This window comes from Lysobacter sp. 05T417, from assembly GCF_056396405.1.
Genome location: NZ_JBFTLK010000002.1, coordinates 519310 through 537738 on the forward strand (window position 1 = coordinate 519310; position 18429 = coordinate 537738).

The window sequence follows — 18429 nt, forward strand, 5'->3', positions numbered from 1 at the left end:
GTCCGTCACTCGCTCCGGGCGCACTCCGCCAGAGCAGACAACGCAGCGTTCGCGGCCCGACGGCCAGGCCTATGGCGGCGGCTGGCCGCTTCCCCTATGTTGTGGGCACACCCAACCATCACGGCCGCGCCACATGTCCGATTCACCCGTGCATCCGGATCACCTCAAGCGCAGCCTCTCCAACCGGCATCTCCAGCTCATCGCCATAGGCGGCGCCATCGGCACCGGCCTGTTCATGGGTTCGGGCAAGACCATCCACCTGGCCGGTCCTTCCATCCTGCTGGTCTACCTGATCATCGGCATCATGCTGTTCTTCGTGATGCGGGCGATGGGCGAACTGCTGCTGTCGAACCTGGAATACAAGTCGTTCATCGACTTCTCCACCGACCTGCTCGGGCCCTGGGCCGGATTCTTCTGCGGCTGGACCTACTGGTTCTGCTGGATCATCACCGCGATCGCCGATGTCATCGCCATCGCCGCCTATGCGCAGTTCTGGTTCCCCGGACTGGCACCGTGGATACCGGCGGTACTGTGCGTGGTGCTGCTGCTGTGCCTGAACCTGGTCACGGTGAAGCTGTTCGGCGAGATGGAATTCTGGTTCGCGCTGATCAAGATCGTGGCCATCTGCGCGCTGATCGTCACCGGCCTGGGCATGGTCGCCTGGGGCTTCCAGTCGCCGTCCGGGCACGTGGCCTCGCTGACGAACCTGTGGAGCGACGGCGGGATGTTCCCGACCGGTATCGCCGGCTTCTTCGCCGGTTTCCAGATCGCGGTGTTCGCCTTCGTCGGCATCGAAGTGGTCGGCACCACCGCCGCCGAGACCGCCAACCCGGAACGCAACCTGCCCAAGGCGATCAACTCGATCCCGGTGCGGATCATGCTGTTCTACGTGCTGGCGCTGGTGGCGATCATGGCGGTGACGCCGTGGCGCGAAGTGGTGCCCGGCAAGAGCCCGTTCGTGGAGCTGTTCGTGCTTGCCGGCATCCCGGCGGCCGCCAGCCTGATCAACTTCGTGGTGCTGACCTCGGCCACCTCGTCGGCGAACAGCGGCATCTTCTCGACCAGCCGCATGCTCTACGGCCTGGCCCAGGAAGACCACGCGCCCAAGTCGTTCGCGCTGCTGTCGCGCGCGTCGGTGCCTTCGCGCGGCCTGCTGTTCTCGTGCCTGTGCCTGCTCGGCGGCGCCATGCTGGTCTACCTGATCCCGAACCTGGTGACGGCGTTCACCCTGATCACGACCGTGGCCGCGGTGCTCTTCATGTTCGTCTGGTCGCTGATCCTGTTCGCCTACATCGCCTACCGCCGCAAGCGCCCGCACCTGCATGAGGCATCGCAGTTCAAGATGCCGGGCGGCGTTGCCATGTGTTACGCCTGCCTGGTGTTCTTCGCCTTCGTGCTGGTGCTGCTGACCCTGCAGGCCGACACCCGCCAGGCGCTGCTGGCCAGCCCGGTCTGGTTCGTCCTGCTGGGCATCGGCTACCTGTGGCGCCAGCGCCGTAGCGTGGCGCTCCCGGCCGGCTCGGCCTGACCGACAGCTGATCAGGGGGCCTGACCGGCCCCCTGCAGGGCCCGCCGACGGTGCCGACCCTGCCCTCAGACCGCCCATCGTGACCTTCGACACCCCCCCGCGGGGCCGAACCAGTCCAATATCCGCCGATGCCCCGCCCAGGGGCTGTCGTTTCATTTCCCATGCCTGACCGGCCGGAGCCATCAGTGAGCCTCAACAAACCGCAAGTCCTCGTACTTTCCCTGGCTGTCGTTACCGCCCTGGCCGCCTGCGCCAAGAAGGAAGAAGCCGCAGCGCCCGCCGCCGACGCGGCCAAGCCGGCCGAATCGGCCGCCTACACGCTCGACGACAGCAAGCTGCCCGGCGTGAACCGCTTCGCCATCGCCGACCTCGACACCACCAAGGACGCGTGCACGGACTTCGGCGGCTACGTCAACGGCAAGTGGCTCGCCAGCAACCCGATCCCGGGCGACCGCACTTCGTGGGGCGCGTTCGAGATGCTCGCCGAGCGTTCGATCGCCGTGCAGCGCCAGCTCGCCGACCAGGCCGCCAAGGACGCCAATGCCACCGGCGTGCAGAAGATCGTCGGTGACTTCTGGGCCACCGGCATGGACGAAGCCAAGATCAACGCACAGGGCATTGCCCCGCTGAAGGGCCACCTCGACGCGATCGCCGCGCTCGACAGCCAGGAGAAGATCGCCGACTACCTGCGCACCAGCGCAGCCAAGGGCGAGAACCTGCTGTTCGACTTCGGCGCCGAGGCCGACTTCAAGGATTCCAAGAACAACATCGCCTACGCCACTCAGGGTGGCCTGGGCCTGCCGGACAAGAGCTACTACTTCGACGCCGACAAGAAGGACAAGCTGGCCGCCTACGAGAAGCACGTCGCCAAGGTGCTCGAGCTCAGCGGCGTAGCCGCCGCCGATGCCGCCAAGCAGGCCAAGGACGTGGTTGCCTTCGAGACCCGCCTGGCCAAGGCGTCGCTCGACAAGAAGACCCTGCAGCGCGACGTCTCGCTGTACTACAACCCGACCAGTCTGGCCGACGCCGACAAGCTGGCGCCGAACTTCCCGTGGACCAGGTTCTTCGAATCGCAGGGCGTGGCCGCACCGGCGATGTTCTCGCTGGCGATGCCGGACTTCCACAAGGAAGTCAGCAAGATGCTGGCCGACGTGCCGGCCGCGCAGTGGCAGAGCTACCTGCGCTTCCACACGGTCGACAGCGCCTCGCCGTACCTGTCGGACGCGTTCGTCCAGGAAAACTTCAACTTCTACAACCAGACCATGCGTGGTCAGAAGGAGATGAAGGAGCGCGGCAAGCGCGTGCTGGCGACGATCGAGAACGAGGCCGGCGAAGCGCTGGGCCAGATGTACGTCAAGGTCGCCTTCCCGGAAGAGTCGAAGGCGCGCATGCAGACGCTGGTGAAGAACCTGTCGGAGTCGCTGAAGGGCCGCATCGAGCACCTGGCCTGGATGAGCGACGACACCAAGAAGAAGGCGATGGAGAAGTGGGCCGCCTTCACCCCCAAGATCGGTTACCCGGACAAGTGGCGTGACTGGACCGGCCTGACCACCAGCCGCGACAGCTACATCGGCAACGTGCTGGCCGCCAACGAGTTCAACTACAAGTGGAACACCGGCAAGATCGGCAAGCCGGTCGATCGCACCGAATGGGGCATGCCGCCGCAGATGGTGAACGCGTACTACAACCCGTCGCAGAACGAGATCGTGTTCCCGGCCGCCATCCTGCAGCCGCCGTTCTTCGATCCGAAGGCTGACGACGCTGCCAACTACGGCGGCATCGGCGCGGTCATCGGTCACGAGATGACGCACGGTTACGACGACCAGGGCAGCCGTTTCGGGCCGTCTGGCAACATGGAAGTGTGGTGGACGGATGCTGATGCGAAGAGCTTTGCCGGTCGCACCGACAAGCTGGCGCAGCAGTTCAGCGACTACCGCACCGACGCCGGCGGCAAGGTCGACGGCAAGCTGACCCTGGGCGAGAACATCGCCGACCTGGGTGGCCTGGCCACGGCCTACGATGCGATGAAGAAGGCCACCGACGGTGCGCCGGATCCGAAGACCGACGGTCTGACGCGCGATCAGCGCTTCTTCCTCAACTGGGGCACCGTGTGGCGCCGCAGCTTCACGCCGGACGAGCTGAAGTACCGCCTGACCAACGATGAGCACGCGCCGGCCACGTTCCGCGCGATCGGTGCGCCGTCGAACCTGCCGGCATTCGCCGCTGCGTTCTCGTGCAAGCCGGGCCAGCCGATGGTCCGCGAAGGCGACAAGCAGGTTGTGATCTGGTGATTCTGTAACGCTTTACCTGGCCCTCGTCGGCAAGGCAGAAGGCCCGGGATCTCCCGGGCCTTCTTTTTTTGGCTGGCGCCTTCGTTTTTGCAGCCAGGGCTACCTGGAGGGAATCGTCTCGACGACCCGCCCCAGCATGTACCCATGAAACGGATTGAAACTGAGGCGGCTCAGGCTGTCCTGCGAAACCACCAGAACGTTGCGCTCCCCGCGCACGGCCAACGCCCCCAGCTGCACGATCCTGCGCCCCGACGGCACGTTGCCGTACAGCGCATCGTCCTGCGCGAACGGCAGGCCGATGTGCGACAACGAATACACATCGCCCGGATACCGCAGCCCGGTCTGCTGCTCCTGCACCACCGCCGAACCGACCGGGCGCGTGCGCGCCACCACCGTGGAATCCTCATCCGATTCCGCGCCGACCACCGTCAGCGCGTAACGCCGTGACGGATTCTGCAGGGCATCGCGCACCCATTCGGTCGCTGTCGTGCGCAGCACCGGCGCGACCACGCGATTGCGATTGACGTCGAACAGCACCAGCTCGCTGCCATTGCTTGCCAGGCGGTCGAACAGGCGCGTCATCACCGCCTGCGCGCCGACGGTATCGTCGACCACCGACTGGAACGCGAGGATCGGCGGCACCTGGTCCATGTGCTTCTGCGCCGCCACTTCGTCCATGGCGACCTTGAGTTCGTCGGTGACCAGATACGACTCGCGCGCGGCGCGCACCGGGAACGAGTTGTACTTGAACGCGTTGAACTCCGGCAGCAGGTCCAGCCAGGCCGCCTTGGCGTAGCGCGGGAACAGCGCCGGCCATCCTGCGATGCCGGCGAAACGGGCAAAGCGGTTGACTTCGATCATCGGCGACATCAGCACGATGCGGGCGACGCCACCCGGCTCGCCGCGTTCGATCCGGGTCATCACGTAGTGCAGCGCCAGGGCGGCTCCGTTGGAGTAGCCGACCAGGTGGATCGGCAGCCGCCCGCCGGCCCTGCGCCGGGCCTCGGCCATCGTCATCTCGACCGTGGCGTGCCATTCCTTGCGACCTTCCCGGGTCAGTCCCGCCGGCACCGTGCCGTGTCCGGGCATGCGCGGCGCGATCGCGATGAAGCCGTGGCGGCGATACAGCTCGGCCATGCTGAGCATGCTGTAGGGCGAATCGGTCAGGCCGTGCACCAGCACCACGACACCTCTCGCCGTACCGGCAGGTTCGAGCACGTACGAACGGTTCCAGTCGTGGCCGAATGCTTCCGGTGAGGTCAGGCTGCGCGCGTAGTAGCGATCAAGCGGCGTGCGATCGCCGGGCTTCATCTCGCTGTCGAGCTTGCGGCGCAGTTGCCCGAACATGCGCTGCTCGGCGGCGACATAGTCCTGCCAGGTGCCGGTGGCGATTGCCTGCGCGCTGGGTTCATCGGGCACGATCGTGTGCCACGGTTGCAGCGACGGCCCCTGGGTGGACAGGCACGCACGCACGCCGAACACCACCAGCAGCAGCAATGCCACCGCGACGATGCTCTTGCGCAACATCCTGCCCGTGAATGCAAACAGGCCCGACACGAAGGGGAACCCGCGTCGCGGAGCCTGGTCGTCATCATCCGGTGCCGTAGCCATGCGCCTTCCCTTGCTTCGCACGATGCGCGCATGGTCGCACGATCCGGTCACGCGCTCCGGTCGCACGATCCGGTCGTACGATCCGGTCACACGCGCCGGTCGCGCCGCCGTTGCCCGCCCTCCCGCGCCGAGCCCGGTTCTGCGCCGCCCGCGATGCCCAGATGGGCATCACATGGCCGCTGCTAGACTCCGGGCCACCCCGCCTCCCCCGGTATGGATTCCGCCATGAACCTGCGCCCGCTTGCCTGTGCCCTGGCCCTGAGCCTGATCGCCGGACTCGCCTCGCCGCCCGCCGATGCCCAGAAGAAGCGCGCCGCCAAACCCAAGGCCGAAGCCGCGGCCAATGCCTGCAGCGACTTCTACGCCAACGCCAATGCCGACTGGCTCAAGAGCAATACGCTGCCGCCCGGCGTCGGTTCGGTGTCGGCACTGGAGCAGCTCGGCGCGCGTTCGCGCCAGCAGCAGCTGGACCTGCTCGACGCTGCATCGAAGTCGCCGCAGAACAACGTGCAGCGCCTGCTTGGCGACTTCTGGGCCAGCGGCCTGGATGAAGCTGCGGTCGAGCGCGATGGCGCGCAGCCGATTGCACCGCTGCTCGGTCGCATCGATGCGATCAAGAGCGCCAAGGACATCCCCCCGGCGATCGCCGCGCTGCACCAGGTCGGCATCCCGGTGCTTTTCAACTTCGGCGCCGATGTCGACCTCAACGATTTCAGTCGCCACATCGGCTACTTCGCCCAGGGCGGCCTCGGCCTGCCCGACCCGGCCTACTACACCCGCACCGACGCCGACACGCGCGCCCTGATGGGCCGATACAGCAGCTACGTGCAGAAGATCCTGGCCCTCACCGGCACGCCACAGGCGCAGCTGGCCAGCGATGCGCAGGCGGTGATCGACCTGGAGACGCGCATCGCGAGCGCGTCCAGGCCGCTGCTCGACTTGCGCGACCCGCGCGGCAACTTCGGGCCGGTTGCAACCAATACGCTGGGCAAGAAGTACAAGCGCCTGCAGCTCGACCAGTTCCTCAAGGTCCAGGCCGTCAGCGACGACACCGTGTCGATGGCCAACCCGGCGCTGTTCGTGCAGCTCGACACGCTGGTGGGCAGCCTCAAGCCGGCGCAATGGAAGGCGTACCTGCGCTGGCGCATCGGCGATGCGATGGCGCCGTACCTGGCCAAGCCATTCCGCGATGCGAGCTACGAATTCCGCGGCCAGGTGCTGCAGGGCCTGGCCAGTCCGCCGTCGCGCCCGCAGGCGGTGCTCGATGCGATCACCCTGGCCGCCGGCCCGATGGTCGGCCACGAGTACGCGGCGCGCTACCTGCCCGCCGCCACCGACAAGCGTGCCGAGGAGATTGCTGCGCAAGTGCGCGACGCGCTCGGCCAGGCGCTCGATCGCGACACGCGTTTCAGCGAGTCGGCCAAGGCCGAAGCCAAGGCCAAGCTCGGCAATCTCAAGATCGAAGTCGGCACGCCCAACCGCGATCTCGACTACACGGTGCAGCCGATGGGCCGCGGCAGTTTCGGCAGCAACATGCTGATCGCCTCGACCTGGCGCCATCGCGAGGAGATGAAGCGCATCGGCCGCGGCAACGCCGACCGCCGCTGGGACGTGCTGCCGCAGGAGCCGTCGCTGGCCTACGACATCACCCAGAACCGCCTGATCGTGACCGCGGCGATGCTGCAACCGCCAGTGTTCGATACAGGCAAGTCGGCGGCATGGCTGTATGGCTCGTATGGCGCGCTGGTCGGCCACGAGCTCAGCCACGGCTTCGACAACCGCGGTCGCTTCGTCGACGCCAAGCAGGAACTGCGCGACTGGTGGACGCCTACGGAAACGTCCGCATGGGACGCGATCGGCAAGCGCGTGGCGACGCAGTACGGCGGCTTCGATTACCCGGGCCTGGGTGGCACGCGCGTCAACGGCACCCAGACCGCGGCCGAGGACATCGCCGACCTCGCCGGCGTTGAACTGGCCATGGCCGCGTGGCGTGCATCCGAACCGGCCGCAGCCAAGCCGGCAAGCCAGGATTTCTACAAGGGCTGGGCGTCGTTGTGGCCGCAGCACATGACCACCGACACCGCGCAGCAGCGCGCGGCCACCAGCGTGCATGCGCCGGGACGCTGGCGCGCGAACGGGCCGCTGCTCAACCAGCCCGCATTCGGTGAGGCGTTCGGCTGCAAGGCGGGCACCGGCATGCAACTGGCGGCAGACCAGCAGATCCGGTTGTTCCCGTAGGCGCTAGCGCACCACCCGCATGCGCGGCGGGCCCTTCTTCTTGCCGAACGGCGGTTGCCCTCGCCAGTAGCGGATCAGCAGCCAGCCGAACAGCATGCCACCCAGGTGGGCGAAGTGCGCCACGCCCGGCATCGCATTGGTCACGCCGAGCAGCAGTTCGATCGCGCCGTACACCAGCACCAGCGTGCGCGCCTTCATCGGGATCGGCGGGATCAGCAGCATCACGCGCTGGTTCGGGAACAGCAGGCCGTAGGCGAGCAGCAGGCCGAAAATGCCGCCCGATGCGCCCACCGTCGGGTACGCCTGACCGCCCTGCGACATCGTCCACATGCCCACGCCGATCTGGCACAGCGCCGCACCGACCACGCAGACCAGGTAGTAGGTCAGGTAGCGGCGATCGCCCCACACGTGTTCCAGCGGCGCGCCGAACATCGCCAGCGCCAGCATGTTGAACAACAGGTGCGGGAAGTTGCCATGCATGAAACCGTAGGTGAGCAGCTGCCACGGCATGAAACCCAGGCCGTCGCCCTCACCGCCACCGGGCGGCCACAGCATGAACTGCGCCAAGGCCAGGTCGCCCAGCCACCACTGCAACAGGAACACCAGGCCGTTGGCGATCAGCAGGGCCTTGGTGACGGGGGGAAGGTTCGAAAACATTGCGGCTCCTCGAGTGCGCTACATGGTAGCCGCTGGCCGGCACGATCGGGCCGGAAGACGGTGTTGCCGGGGCGTCCAGCCTCAGCTGGAGCGTTTGCCGCGCGCCGGTGCCCTGGCCGCCGTGGAGGTCGGGCGGGCGCGGGGCGCCTTTGGCGCTGCCGGCGCCGTCATCGGCTGGCCCCACATCTGTTCGTCGAGCGTCGCCGCGGCGCGCTGGCCGCGCACGCGCCCGCCTTCAACGCGCACGCCTTCTGCGCGCAGCCTCTGAGCCTGCTCGCGAAATCCCTTCGATCCTTCCGGAAAGGCGATGCGGCCGTCCGAGCGCAGCACGCGGTGCCAGGGCAACGCCGGGTCGTCGTTCTGGCCCAGGATCCGCGCCACCAGCCGCGCGCGCCCGGGAAGGCCGGCGCGACGCGCCACTTCACCGTAACCGGCAACCTCGCCCGCCGGAATTGCGCGTATCGCGGACAGTATCCGCACAGCGGCGTCGTCCTTTGCGGCGGTGGGCTTGCTCATCGCGGTAGCATAGCGGCCATCCCCCGGAAGGAGCCGCCCCGTGCGCAACTTCGAATCGATCCGTCGCCATATCAAGGCGGCCGATTTCCACACCACCGAACACGACGTCGACGTGATCTGCATCGAGCTGTCGCTTGAGCAGGGCACGCGCCACCAGGCGATCTTCCTGTCCGAACTCGACGACGAGGACGGACGCCCCTATTTGCGGGTCAGCACTGCGGTCTCACCGATCACCGGCCTGGACGCCAAGCGTGCGCTGATCTTCAACTGGCAGAGCCGGGTCGGCTACCTCGCCATCGGCGAGCTCGACGGCGTGCCGCACCTGCAGCTGTGCGAGAACCGCCCGTATGAAGGCCTGGACGCGGCCGAGGTCGACCGCCTGGTGCTGGAGATCGGCGGACTGGGCGATCGCATGGAGCGGACGCTGTCGGCGGGCGGGGACTTGTTCTGATGTTGCCCCTCTCCCGCGTGCGGGAGAGGGCTGGGGTGAGGGCGACCTAGGTCCAGCCCATCACCCGGAACAGTTCGAAGAACAGGTAGGCAATGCCACCTGCGGCCGGGATCGTCAGGATCCACGCCCAGATCATCTTCTCCACCACGGTCCACTTGATCGCGTTGAAGCGCTTGGCCGTGCCCACGCCCATGATCGCCGACGAGATGTTGTGCGTGGTCGATACCGGGATGCCCAGCGACGATGCCGCCAGGATCACCGCCGCGGCGCTGGTCTCGGCCGCGAAGCCGTTGATCGGATGCAGCTTCACCAGCTTGTGGCCGAGCGTCTTGATGATGCGCCAGCCGCCGGCCGCGGTACCGGCCGCCATGACAATCGCGCAGCTGAACTTGATCCAGGTGTCGATGTCGTTGTGTTCCAGCGCCTCGCGCGAGGGGTGCAGGAACGCCAGCCACGACGGCAGGTTGTCGAGCGTGCCCGCCGACTGCGCGCCGACCAGCGCCAGGGCGATGATGCCCATCGTCTTCTGCGCGTCATTCATGCCGTGGGCAAAGCCCATGCCGGCGGCGCTGACCAGCTGCGCCTTGCCGAAGAACGCATTGACCCAGCGCGGCCGTGCCATGCGCGCGAGGACGCCGCCGCTGCGCGCCATGAACGAGATGATCGCGAACAGCAGGCCCATCACCAGGAAGCCGGAGGCGAAGCCGAGCAGCGGAGAGCTGAACATCGGCACGATCACCTTCCACAGCACGCCGGCGCTCTTGTACCAGGGGTCGGCCGGCTGCGACCAGATGATCGAATGGAAGTTGTTGCTGGCCGCCGCCACGGCGGCGCCGCACAGGCCACCGATGAGGGCGTGCGAGGACGAGGACGGCAAACCCTTCCACCAGGTGATCAGGTTCCACACGATGGCGCCCAGCAGCGCGCACAGGATCAGCTGCGAGCTGACCTGGACCACGCCGTTGTCGAGCAGGCCCGACGCAATCGTCTTGGCCACCGCGGTGCCCCACAGCGCACCGAGCAGGTTGGTGATCGCCGCCATCGCCACCGCCTGCATCGGCGACAGCACCTTGGTGGCGACCACGGTTGCGATCGAATTGGCAGTGTCGTGGAAGCCGTTGATGTACTCGAAGGCAAGCGCCACGATCACCACGACCAGAACCAGGGTCAACATCGGCCCGGCCCTCAGGAGTTCTTGAGCACGATTTCGTAGCACACCACGCCAGCCTCGCGGCAGCGGTCGATGGCTTTCTCGAGGATCTCGAAGAACTCCTTGAGCAGGAACATCTGCAGGCTGTCCAGGCGACCGGAATAGATGTCGCGGTACAGCTCCAGCATCAGGCGGTCGGCCTCGTTCTCGATCGAGCGCAGCTGGTCATTGAGCGCCTTCATCGGTTCGAGTTTGAGGTGGCGCAGCTGGTGGACCATCTGCACGACGACACCCGATGCCTGCATCAGCATCGCGCCGCGCGGCGCGAAGTCGATGTGCTCCAGGTGGCGCGTTGCCAGCGAATAGCGGTCGGCGAACTTCTCGACCTGCTTGGGAATCTTGTACAGCGCCGAGCCCAGCGCTTCGATGTCCTCGCGCTCGATCGGGGTGATGAAGCTGTTGACCAGCTCCTGGCTGATCTTGTCTGAGGCGTTGCGCTCGCGCTGGCGGGCCAGCTTGAAGGCGTCCAGCGCCGGCTGACGGTCGGCCGACTTGAGCATCGTGTGCAACGCCGTGGTGCTGTCGTGGGCGGCGACTGCGGCCTCTTCCAGCAGGGTATAGAACTGGTTGCCTTGGCCGAAGATCGTTTGCAGGGAGAACATGCTGGAGGTGCCTCTAGGTGCCGGACTGGCGGCTCGGTGGGGGTTCTGCGGGCGGAATTATGACGGTTCGGAGTCAGGAGCGCGCGCCCCGCGGCGACCCAAGGGGTTGAATTCGCCCGCCCTGCTACCATCCCTCCAGCTTGCAGCCCCCTGCTCCGCCCCTTTCCCCTGCCCCCGGCCCCATGGACGACGACCCAAAACAGCCCTCCGCGCACGCCTGCTCCCCCTTTCCCCATCACGGCGCGTGCACTCCGGCCCGCCCTCCTGAGGCAGGGACCGCATGCTGCAACTGCTGACCGTCATCTTCCTGATCATCCTCAACGCCTTCTTCGCGATGTCGGAGATGGCGCTGATGACCTCGCGCAAGCTGCGCCTGAAGCAGATGGCCGAGGATCCCGCCCACCCCAGCCGCGGCGCCCGGATGGCCCTGGCTCTGGCCGAGCACCCGGACAACCTGCTGTCGACCGTACAGGTGGGCATCACCACGATTGCCATCCTCACCGGCACATTCGGTGGCGAGTCCATTGGCCTGGCGATTGCCGCCTGGCTCCGCGACCTGTGGCCGGAAGCGGCACGGTACTCCGGCGCGATCGGCCTTGGCACCGCCGTCACGCTGATCACCTCCGCCTCTGTGATCTTCGGCGAGCTGATCCCAAAGCGCCTGGCACTGACCAACCCCGAGCGCATCGCCAGCGTCATGGCCTTGCCGCTGTACGGCCTGTCGCGCGCGGCGCGGCCGGTGGTGGCCACGCTCGGCGCGATCAACCGCCTGGTGCTGCGCATGCTCGGCATCAAGGACGACGCCCGCAGCGCCATCAGCGAAGAGGAAATCCGCCTGCTGGTGAGCGAGAGCCACGAGCAGGGCGTGATCGATGCCGACGAGCGCAAGATGATGAACCGCGTGCTCAGCCTCGGCGACCGCACCGCCGAGAGCCTGATGACGCCGCGCACGCGCATCGCCTGGCTCGATGCCGCGGCCGACTTCGCCGAGAACCTGGCGGCGATGCGCGAGACGCCGTTCTCGCGCTACCCGGTCTATCGCGGCAACGACAGCGACGTGCTTGGCATCCTAGAAGTGAAATCGCTGCTCGATCGCCTCGACGAGCGCGCGCCGGACCTGTTCAAGGATCTGCGCGCAGCGCTGTTCGTGTCCGAGTCCACGCATGCGATGAAACTGCTGGAGATCTTCCGCGAGGAACAACAGTCGCTGGCGCTGGTGGTCGACGAGTACGGCGACATCAGCGGCATGGTCACCGTGGCCGACCTGATGGACGCGGTGGTGGGCCGGATCCATTCCGGCATGAGCCATACCGGCGAAGACGAGGACGACAGCTCACCGGTGGTGGAACGCGCCGACGGCTCCTACCTGCTCGACGGCTCACTGCCGATCGAGGACCTGCGCGAACTGATCGGTGGCGGCCGCCTGCCGGACGAGGACGAGCACGACTTCCATACCGCCGCCGGCATGGTGATCGCGCACTTCGGCCGCATCCCCTACGTCGGCGAGCATTTCGACTGGAGCCAGTGGCGCATCGAAGTGGTCGACCTGGACGGCCCGCGCATCGACAAGCTGCTGCTGCAACGCATCGAACAGGAACCCACGCCGGATGACACAGCGGGCTAGCCACGAGCAGCCCCACGAAGCCGGCACGCGCGCACTGCTCGACGGCTTCGCGGAAGGCGACCCGAACGAGCAGTTGCGCATGAGCGACGTGCTGCACGGGCTGGGCGACCGTTCCTTCGGCATGCTGCTGTTCGTCTCGACCATCCCGGCGTTCATTCCGATCCCGGGACTGGGCGGCGCGATCAGCGGGCCGCTGGTGATCCTGATCGGCGTGCAGCAACTGTTCGGCATGCGCGAGCCGTGGTTGCCGGGCTTTCTCGCCCGCCTCGGGCCGCACCGGCACGCGATGGTCCGCTTCCGCGACCTGCTCGCACCGTGGCTGACACGCCTGGAAAAGCTGGTGCGTCCGCGCGCGACCATCCTGCTCGATCACCGTTTGGCCGATTTCTTCACCGGCCTGCTGCTGATCCTGCTGGGCGTGCTGCTGTCGCTGCCGATCCCGTTCACCAACTTCCTGTTTGGCGCGTTGCTGGTGGTGTTCGCGCTGGCGCTGCTGGAACGCGACGGTTATCTGATGGGCATCGCCTGGGCTGCGGGCGTGGTTGCGATCGGCGTGTTCGGCGTGCTGTCGGGCAGCCTCGCGGCCGCGGCGGCGCGCTGGATCGACATGGTGATGTGACCGCTGGCCTCAGCAGGCCACCGCCATGAACTCCTCGGCCGTCACCGGGTGCCCCAGCCAGTACCCCTGGGCGAAGTCACAGCCGCGCTCGCGCAGGATCGCGTACTGCCCTTCCTTCTCCACGCCCTCGGCCACCACCAGGATGCCCAGTGAGTGCGCCATCGCGATGATGGCCGTGGTCAGCGCCAGGTCGTCGGGGTCACGCAGCACGTCGGCGACGAAACTGCGGTCGATCTTGACGCCATCCACTGGCACCCGGCGCAGATGGCTCAGCCCGGAGAAGCCGGTGCCGAAGTCGTCCAGCCAGACCTTCACGCCCATGCCGCGCAGCTGCGACAGCAGGTTGCTGGCGTGGCGCTCGTCGCCGATCACGGCGGTTTCGGTCAGCTCCAGGTGCAGCAGGTCGGCCGGCAGGCCGGTCTCGCGCAGCGAGGCCGCCACGACGTCGGGCAGGTCGCCATTGCGCAACTGGCGCGGTGACACGTTCACGGCGAGGAACAACGGTTCTTCGCCGCTGCGCGACTCCTGCCAGCGCATCGCATCGGCGCAGGCCTTGTGCAGCACCTGCGGCCCGAGCACTTCGATCAGACCGCTCTGCTCGGCCACGTCGATGAACACCGACGGCGCGACCATGCCCAGCTCCGGATGTTTCCAGCGCAGCAGCGCCTCGGCGCCGATCATCGCGCCGTCGACCAGGCGGAACACGGGCTGATAGGCCAGGCTCAGTTCGCCGCGGTCCCAGGCCCCGCGCAGTTCGTGCTCCAGGTGCACGCGGCGCTCCACCGCCTGGTCCATCGCGCGGCTGTAGAAACGGAAGCAGTTCTTGCCGGCGACCTTGGCCTGGTACATCGCGATGTCGCCGTTCTTCATCAGCGATGTCGCACTGGAGGCGTCTTCGGGGAACAGGGTGATGCCGATCGAGGTACCGAGGAACACCTGGCGGTCCTGCACCAGGATCGGTTCGCCCAGTTCGACCACCAGCGTCTCGGCCAGGCGCGTTGCGATCGTGCGCACATCGGCTGTCGGATCGTCGCCGCCCTGGACCAGAATCACGAACTCGTCGCCGCCGAAGCGCGCCAGCATCGCGTCATCGCCGCCGATGCGTTGCACGGTGTGTTCGATCCGGCGTGCGCACTGCAGCAGCACGTCGTCGCCGGCATCGTGGCCGAGGGTGTCGTTGACGCGCTTGAAATCGTCGATGTCGGCGAACAGCAGGGCCAGCTGGCTGCCCGCCCCATGCAGCTGCAACAGGCGCTGGTCCAGCGACTCGCGGAACGCCAGGCGATTGGCCAGCCCGGTCAGCGCGTCGGTGTAGGCCATGCGCCGGATTTCGCGGTCGTGCCGCGCCAGGCTGCGGCTCATGCGGTCGAAGGCGAGCATGAGGTCGCCCACTTCGTCGTCGCGGTTGTCGATGGGCGTGGCGGTGTCGAAGCGACCGGCCTCGATCGCGCGCGCCGACTCGGCCAGTTCGCGGATCGGGCGCACGAGCAGGCGCTGGATCAGCCACAGCGACAGCGCGCCAAAGGCCAGCATGCCCACGCCGAGCAGTCCGATCCAGATCACGTAGCGCTGGCTGAGGGTGTCGAGCCGGCCGCGCAGTTCGCCCACGGCCTGGTCCTGGAAACGTCGCATCGCCACCAGGTCATAGCCGATGCGGACGCCGCCGATGCGCTGCTGGCCGATCATGATCGGCGCCGACACATCCATGACCTTTTCGTCGAACTGCGTCATCAGCGCCTTCGAGGCGATGACCTTGTTGGCCAGGGCGTCGTCCATGCGCTTGCCGTAGTGGACGATCGCCTCGCTGCCGTCGTGCAGCACCTGGCCGGCGTCGTCGTAGACGATCACGTAACGCACGTCCGGGTTGCGCAGCGATGCGCGGCTGAGCACGCCGATGGCATCGAGGTCGGAGTAGTACATCGGGTTGGTCAGCGTCGCCGCCAGCTGCGCGACCGCGCCCTCGCCTTGCCGGCGCAGGCTTTCCCCGACCATCGTGCGCATCGCCTGGCGGCTGACGCCCTCGACCTCGTTGCGCATGCGCTCCTGGCGATTGAACAGCAGCGCCAGCAGCGCCAGCACGACCAGCAGCGCCACGCCCATCAGCAGCATGAACTTGGCCTGCAGGCCCAGGCGCAGCTTCATTCGACCTCCGCCCGGACGCGGGCAACGCCATTGGCGATGTGGTCCAGCGCGCGCTCGGACTCCGGGTCGATCGGCATGAACCGGGTGGTGTGGAAGAACCGCAGCAGTGCGTCGCCGGCCTCCGGATCGCCGGCGGCATCCATCAGCACTTCGCGCAGGCGCGCCTCGACACGCGGGTCGAGGTCGCCGCGCACCATCTCGAGCGCGCGCGGGTATTCCTCGGTCTCGCCGATCACGACCAGGTCGCTGCGGAACGCCGGCGGCATCCGTCTCGGGTTGGCCCAGTCGAGGTTGCTCATCACGCCGACATCGGCCAGGCCCTTGTGCACCCAGGTCGAGATGTTGAGCTCGGACCAGGCGAACATGTAACCGACCGCACCGCTTTCGATACGGTCGTCGGGCGACAGCAGGATTTCCAGCGACAGGCCGCGATCGAGCAGCTCGATGGCGGGGACGAAGTAGGCGCTGGTCGAGGACGGCCGCTGGAACGCGACGCTATGGCCGCGCAGGTCGCCCAGCGAGTGCAGGCCGCTGTCGCGGCGGGCGAAGAAGAGGCTGTGGTAGTGGCTGGTGCCGTCGCGCTCGGTCAGCAGCAACGGCTTGGCCGCGGCACGCTGGCGCAGCAGCATCGCCGTGCCGGTGGTTTCGGTAACCCAGTCGACCCGGCCGCGGCGCAGATAGCTGGCCATCTGCTGCGAATCCTTGGCCATCAGGATCCGGCCCTCGCGGATGCCGACGTCGGCCATGCGCGGGACAACGTAGTCGAGCAACGGCTTGAGTTGCTCGTAGTGGGTCTTGGGGTCGTCGCTGATGCGCCCGAGCACGAGCACGCCGGAGTCGTTGCCGGCCTTGATCGGAAACGGCGCTGCCGCCGAGGCCAGCGCGATTACGGATAGCAGGACGATGCTGCGCAGGCTAGCGATCAAGTACGGAAGATCCGTCTAAGTGCCACGGCCAGCCTAATACGAAAACCCGTTGGGCCGATACTGCAAACCCGCGGCCGCCCCGCAGATCATCGCTTTGCCTACTCCCCGGGCCTGGCCAGACTGGCCATGCGCTGGGCGTCGGCCAGGATCCCGCGCAGGATCCGGACCTCGCGCGAATCCAGTCCGGCCCGCAGGTAAAGCCGGCGCAGCTTGCGCATGGCCGAGTCCGGGGCCCGGCCCTTGTGGAAGTCGATCGCGTCGAGGGTGTCGGCCAGCTGGGAAAAGAACCCTTCCATCTCGGCGTGGGACGCCGGCGGGTCGCGCTTGTCGGGGCCAGACTCGCTGTCGACGCCGGCCGCGCTGCCGGCTTCGGCCAGTATCGCCAGGCGCAACTCGTAGCTGAGCACCTGCACTGCCGCGGCCAGGTTGAGCGAGCTGTAGTCCGGGTTGGCCGGGATGTGGACGGACGCGTGACACAGCTGCAGTTCGTCGTTGGTCAGTCCGGTGCGCTCGCGGCCGAAGACCAGCGCCACTTCGGCACCGGCTGCGGCCTCTCCGACCGCGCGGGCGGCGGCATCGCGCGGCAGCAGTTCCTCCAGCGCAACACGGCGGCTGCGCGCGGTGCAGCCCAGGACCAGGCGGCAATCGGCCACGGCCTCGGCCAGGGTGGCGCAGGTGACCGCACCGGCGAGGACATCGTCGGCACCGGCGGCCAGGGCATAGGACTCGACGCTGGGCGCCTTTTCCGGCGCGACCAGCACCAGCCGCGACAGGCCCATGGTCTTCATGGCCCGCGCCGCCGATCCGATGTTGCCGGGGTGCTGGGTGCCGACCAGGACGACGCGCAGGCGGTCGGCCGGGCCAGGGACGAGGGATGCGGGCGCGGGCACGGGGTCGGGCACGGTTTTCGATTCGGAAGTCATGGCCTGCAATGGTAAACTCCGCGCCCCGGCTTCGAGCCGGTCCGCTCTTTGCCGCCGCCAGTCCGTCCCCCACCTCCCCCTCCAGAGGCCGCTTGCCATGCAGAAACCCGCCGTCACCCTCATGGTCAAGGCCGCCCGCGCCGCCGGCAACGTGCTGCTGCGGCACATGAACAAGCTCGATGCCCTGAACGTGGTCGAAAAGGACCGGATGGACTATGCCAGCGAAGTCGATGGCCTGGCCGAGAAAGAGATCATCAAGGAATTCCGCCGCGCGACCCCCGACTACGCCATCCTGGGCGAGGAAAGCGGTCCGATCGGCAACAACCGCTTCACGTGGGTGATCGACCCGCTCGACGGCACCAGCAACTATCTGCACGGCATCCCGCATTTCTGCGTGTCGATTGCCCTGGTCGAGAACGGCGAGCCGGTCCACGGCGTGATCTTCGATCCGCTGCGCAACGAGCTGTTCACCACCAGCCGTGGCAGCGGCGCCACGCTCAACGATCGCAAGATCCGCGTCGCCGACCGCAAGGATCTCAATGGCGCGATGCTGATCACCGGTTTCCCGCCGCGCGAGCGCGCGCGCACCAGTGCGCACCTCAAGTGCATCGACACGCTGTTGACCGAGGCCGAGGACATCCGCCGCACCGGTTCGGCCGCGCTCGACCTGGCCTATGTCGCCTGTGGCCGCGCCGACGCTTATTTCGAAGCGGGCGTGAAGCCGTGGGACATCGCCGCTGGCGCGCTGCTGGTGCGCGAGGCAGGCGGCAAGGTCGTCGACTTCCGCGGCCGCAGCACGGGCCCGATGGACACGCGCGGGCAGATGCCGCGTCAGTTGGTCGCCGGCAACCTGAAGATCTGCGACGCGCTGCAGAGCAAGATCGTCAACACGGGGTACGCGTCGGCGTTCGATTGATATCTCTGCGTTTGCGGGCCTGGAAAGCCGCGCATTGCGCGGCTTTTTCGTGCGCGCGTGGTCGTGGGGGAGGAGGTGGGGTGTATTCCGCGAACCTCCGCTTCGCTCCGTGATTGTTCGCGGAACACACCCCACCCCCTCCTTCCCGAAGCTGCAACCGTTTCATTGACCTCTC

The 18429-nt window shown here is 67.4% G+C and carries 14 protein-coding genes and 1 pseudogene; 7 read left to right on the plus strand and 8 right to left on the minus strand.

Features of this window, described 5'->3' with window-relative positions; genetic code table 11:
- Positions 1–133: 133 nt before the first annotated feature.
- Positions 134–1528 (plus strand): D-serine/D-alanine/glycine transporter, encoded by a 1395-nt coding sequence (cycA, locus tag AC1DER_RS05725; protein ID WP_477247523.1) that lies wholly within the window; start codon positions 134–136, stop codon positions 1526–1528.
- A gap of 161 nt (positions 1529–1689) precedes the next feature.
- Complete coding sequence (locus tag AC1DER_RS05730; protein WP_477247525.1) at positions 1690–3819, plus strand: M13 family metallopeptidase; 2130 nt, start codon at positions 1690–1692, stop codon at positions 3817–3819.
- 99 nt (positions 3820–3918) lie between these two features.
- Here the strand turns inward: AC1DER_RS05730 and AC1DER_RS05735 are convergent, their stop codons facing one another.
- Positions 3919–5430, minus strand: coding sequence for an alpha/beta hydrolase (locus AC1DER_RS05735; RefSeq protein WP_477247527.1), 1512 nt, complete (start codon positions 5428–5430; stop codon positions 3919–3921).
- Positions 5431–5655: 225 nt separating this feature from the next.
- Here AC1DER_RS05735 and AC1DER_RS05740 point away from each other — a divergent pair, with 225 nt between their 5' ends.
- The gene (locus tag AC1DER_RS05740; protein WP_477247529.1) at positions 5656–7668 is read left to right on the plus strand and encodes a M13 family metallopeptidase; all 2013 of its coding nucleotides are present in this window, start codon (positions 5656–5658) and stop codon (positions 7666–7668) included.
- A gap of 3 nt (positions 7669–7671) precedes the next feature.
- Here the strand turns inward: AC1DER_RS05740 and AC1DER_RS05745 are convergent, their stop codons facing one another.
- Together AC1DER_RS05745 and AC1DER_RS05750 are read right to left on the minus strand one after the other, a co-directional pair.
- A complete protein-coding gene (locus tag AC1DER_RS05745) occupies positions 7672–8325 on the minus strand; it encodes a rhomboid family intramembrane serine protease (RefSeq protein WP_441815088.1) in 654 nt (217 codons plus the stop codon).
- Between the two features lie 177 nt (positions 8326–8502).
- Positions 8503–8841 (minus strand): annotated as a pseudogene (locus AC1DER_RS05750) (MGMT family protein); the annotation flags it as partial.
- Between the two features lie 40 nt (positions 8842–8881).
- Here AC1DER_RS05750 and AC1DER_RS05755 point away from each other — a divergent pair.
- Entirely contained in the window at positions 8882–9292 is a 411-nt protein-coding gene (locus AC1DER_RS05755) for a hypothetical protein (RefSeq protein ID WP_441815089.1), read from the plus strand.
- A 46-nt stretch (positions 9293–9338) separates the two neighbouring features.
- On the opposite strand, the gene AC1DER_RS05760 is transcribed toward AC1DER_RS05755, so the two are convergent.
- Together AC1DER_RS05760 and AC1DER_RS05765 are read right to left on the minus strand one after the other, a co-directional pair.
- Positions 9339–10466, minus strand: coding sequence for an inorganic phosphate transporter (locus AC1DER_RS05760; RefSeq protein ID WP_477247532.1), 1128 nt, complete (start codon positions 10464–10466; stop codon positions 9339–9341).
- Between the two features lie 11 nt (positions 10467–10477).
- Positions 10478–11104, minus strand: a complete 627-nt coding sequence (locus tag AC1DER_RS05765) for a DUF47 domain-containing protein (protein ID WP_441815091.1) — start codon at positions 11102–11104, stop codon at positions 10478–10480.
- Positions 11105–11384: 280 nt separating this feature from the next.
- Between AC1DER_RS05765 and AC1DER_RS05770 the strand changes: the two genes are divergently transcribed.
- Together AC1DER_RS05770 and AC1DER_RS05775 are read left to right on the plus strand one after the other, a co-directional pair.
- Positions 11385–12728 carry a hemolysin family protein gene (locus AC1DER_RS05770; RefSeq protein WP_477247534.1) on the plus strand — a complete coding sequence of 448 codons (1344 nt, stop codon included), beginning with the start codon at positions 11385–11387 and terminating at the stop codon, positions 12726–12728.
- Positions 12712–13347: an exopolysaccharide biosynthesis protein gene (locus AC1DER_RS05775; protein WP_441815093.1), complete on the plus strand. Its 636-nt coding sequence runs from the start codon at positions 12712–12714 to the stop codon at positions 13345–13347. Before AC1DER_RS05770 ends, AC1DER_RS05775 begins: the two co-directional genes overlap by 17 nt.
- A 9-nt stretch (positions 13348–13356) precedes the next feature.
- On the opposite strand, the gene AC1DER_RS05780 is transcribed toward AC1DER_RS05775, so the two are convergent.
- From AC1DER_RS05780 to AC1DER_RS05790, 3 genes are all read right to left on the minus strand, one after another.
- Positions 13357–15489 carry a putative bifunctional diguanylate cyclase/phosphodiesterase gene (locus tag AC1DER_RS05780; protein ID WP_477247537.1) on the minus strand — a complete coding sequence of 711 codons (2133 nt, stop codon included), beginning with the start codon at positions 15487–15489 and terminating at the stop codon, positions 13357–13359.
- Positions 15486–16412 carry a phosphate/phosphite/phosphonate ABC transporter substrate-binding protein gene (locus AC1DER_RS05785; RefSeq protein WP_477247541.1) on the minus strand — a complete coding sequence of 309 codons (927 nt, stop codon included), beginning with the start codon at positions 16410–16412 and terminating at the stop codon, positions 15486–15488. The genes AC1DER_RS05780 and AC1DER_RS05785 overlap by 4 nt, the downstream gene beginning before the upstream one ends.
- 101 nt (positions 16413–16513) lie before the next feature.
- Positions 16514–17338 (minus strand): RNA methyltransferase, encoded by an 825-nt coding sequence (locus AC1DER_RS05790; RefSeq protein ID WP_477247539.1) that lies wholly within the window; start codon positions 17336–17338, stop codon positions 16514–16516.
- Between the two features lie 97 nt (positions 17339–17435).
- Here AC1DER_RS05790 and AC1DER_RS05795 point away from each other — a divergent pair, with 97 nt between their 5' ends.
- Positions 17436–18254: an inositol monophosphatase family protein gene (locus AC1DER_RS05795; protein WP_441815096.1), complete on the plus strand. Its 819-nt coding sequence runs from the start codon at positions 17436–17438 to the stop codon at positions 18252–18254.
- Positions 18255–18429: the final 175 nt, after the last annotated feature.

Coding starts and splice junctions, on each gene's coding strand:
- AC1DER_RS05735 (WP_477247527.1), bottom strand. CDS start 5,430: ATGGCTACGGCACCGGATGATGACGACCAGGCTCCGCGACGCGGGTTC.
- AC1DER_RS05790 (WP_477247539.1), bottom strand. CDS start 17,338: ATGACTTCCGAATCGAAAACCGTGCCCGACCCCGTGCCCGCGCCCGCA.
- AC1DER_RS05780 (WP_477247537.1), bottom strand. CDS start 15,489: ATGAAGCTGCGCCTGGGCCTGCAGGCCAAGTTCATGCTGCTGATGGGC.
- AC1DER_RS05765 (WP_441815091.1), bottom strand. CDS start 11,104: ATGTTCTCCCTGCAAACGATCTTCGGCCAAGGCAACCAGTTCTATACC.
- cycA (WP_477247523.1), top strand. CDS start 134: ATGTCCGATTCACCCGTGCATCCGGATCACCTCAAGCGCAGCCTCTCC.
- AC1DER_RS05760 (WP_477247532.1), bottom strand. CDS start 10,466: ATGTTGACCCTGGTTCTGGTCGTGGTGATCGTGGCGCTTGCCTTCGAG.
- AC1DER_RS05770 (WP_477247534.1), top strand. CDS start 11,385: ATGCTGCAACTGCTGACCGTCATCTTCCTGATCATCCTCAACGCCTTC.
- AC1DER_RS05795 (WP_441815096.1), top strand. CDS start 17,436: ATGCAGAAACCCGCCGTCACCCTCATGGTCAAGGCCGCCCGCGCCGCC.
- AC1DER_RS05740 (WP_477247529.1), top strand. CDS start 5,656: ATGAACCTGCGCCCGCTTGCCTGTGCCCTGGCCCTGAGCCTGATCGCC.
- AC1DER_RS05730 (WP_477247525.1), top strand. CDS start 1,690: ATGCCTGACCGGCCGGAGCCATCAGTGAGCCTCAACAAACCGCAAGTC.
- AC1DER_RS05775 (WP_441815093.1), top strand. CDS start 12,712: ATGACACAGCGGGCTAGCCACGAGCAGCCCCACGAAGCCGGCACGCGC.
- AC1DER_RS05745 (WP_441815088.1), bottom strand. CDS start 8,325: ATGTTTTCGAACCTTCCCCCCGTCACCAAGGCCCTGCTGATCGCCAAC.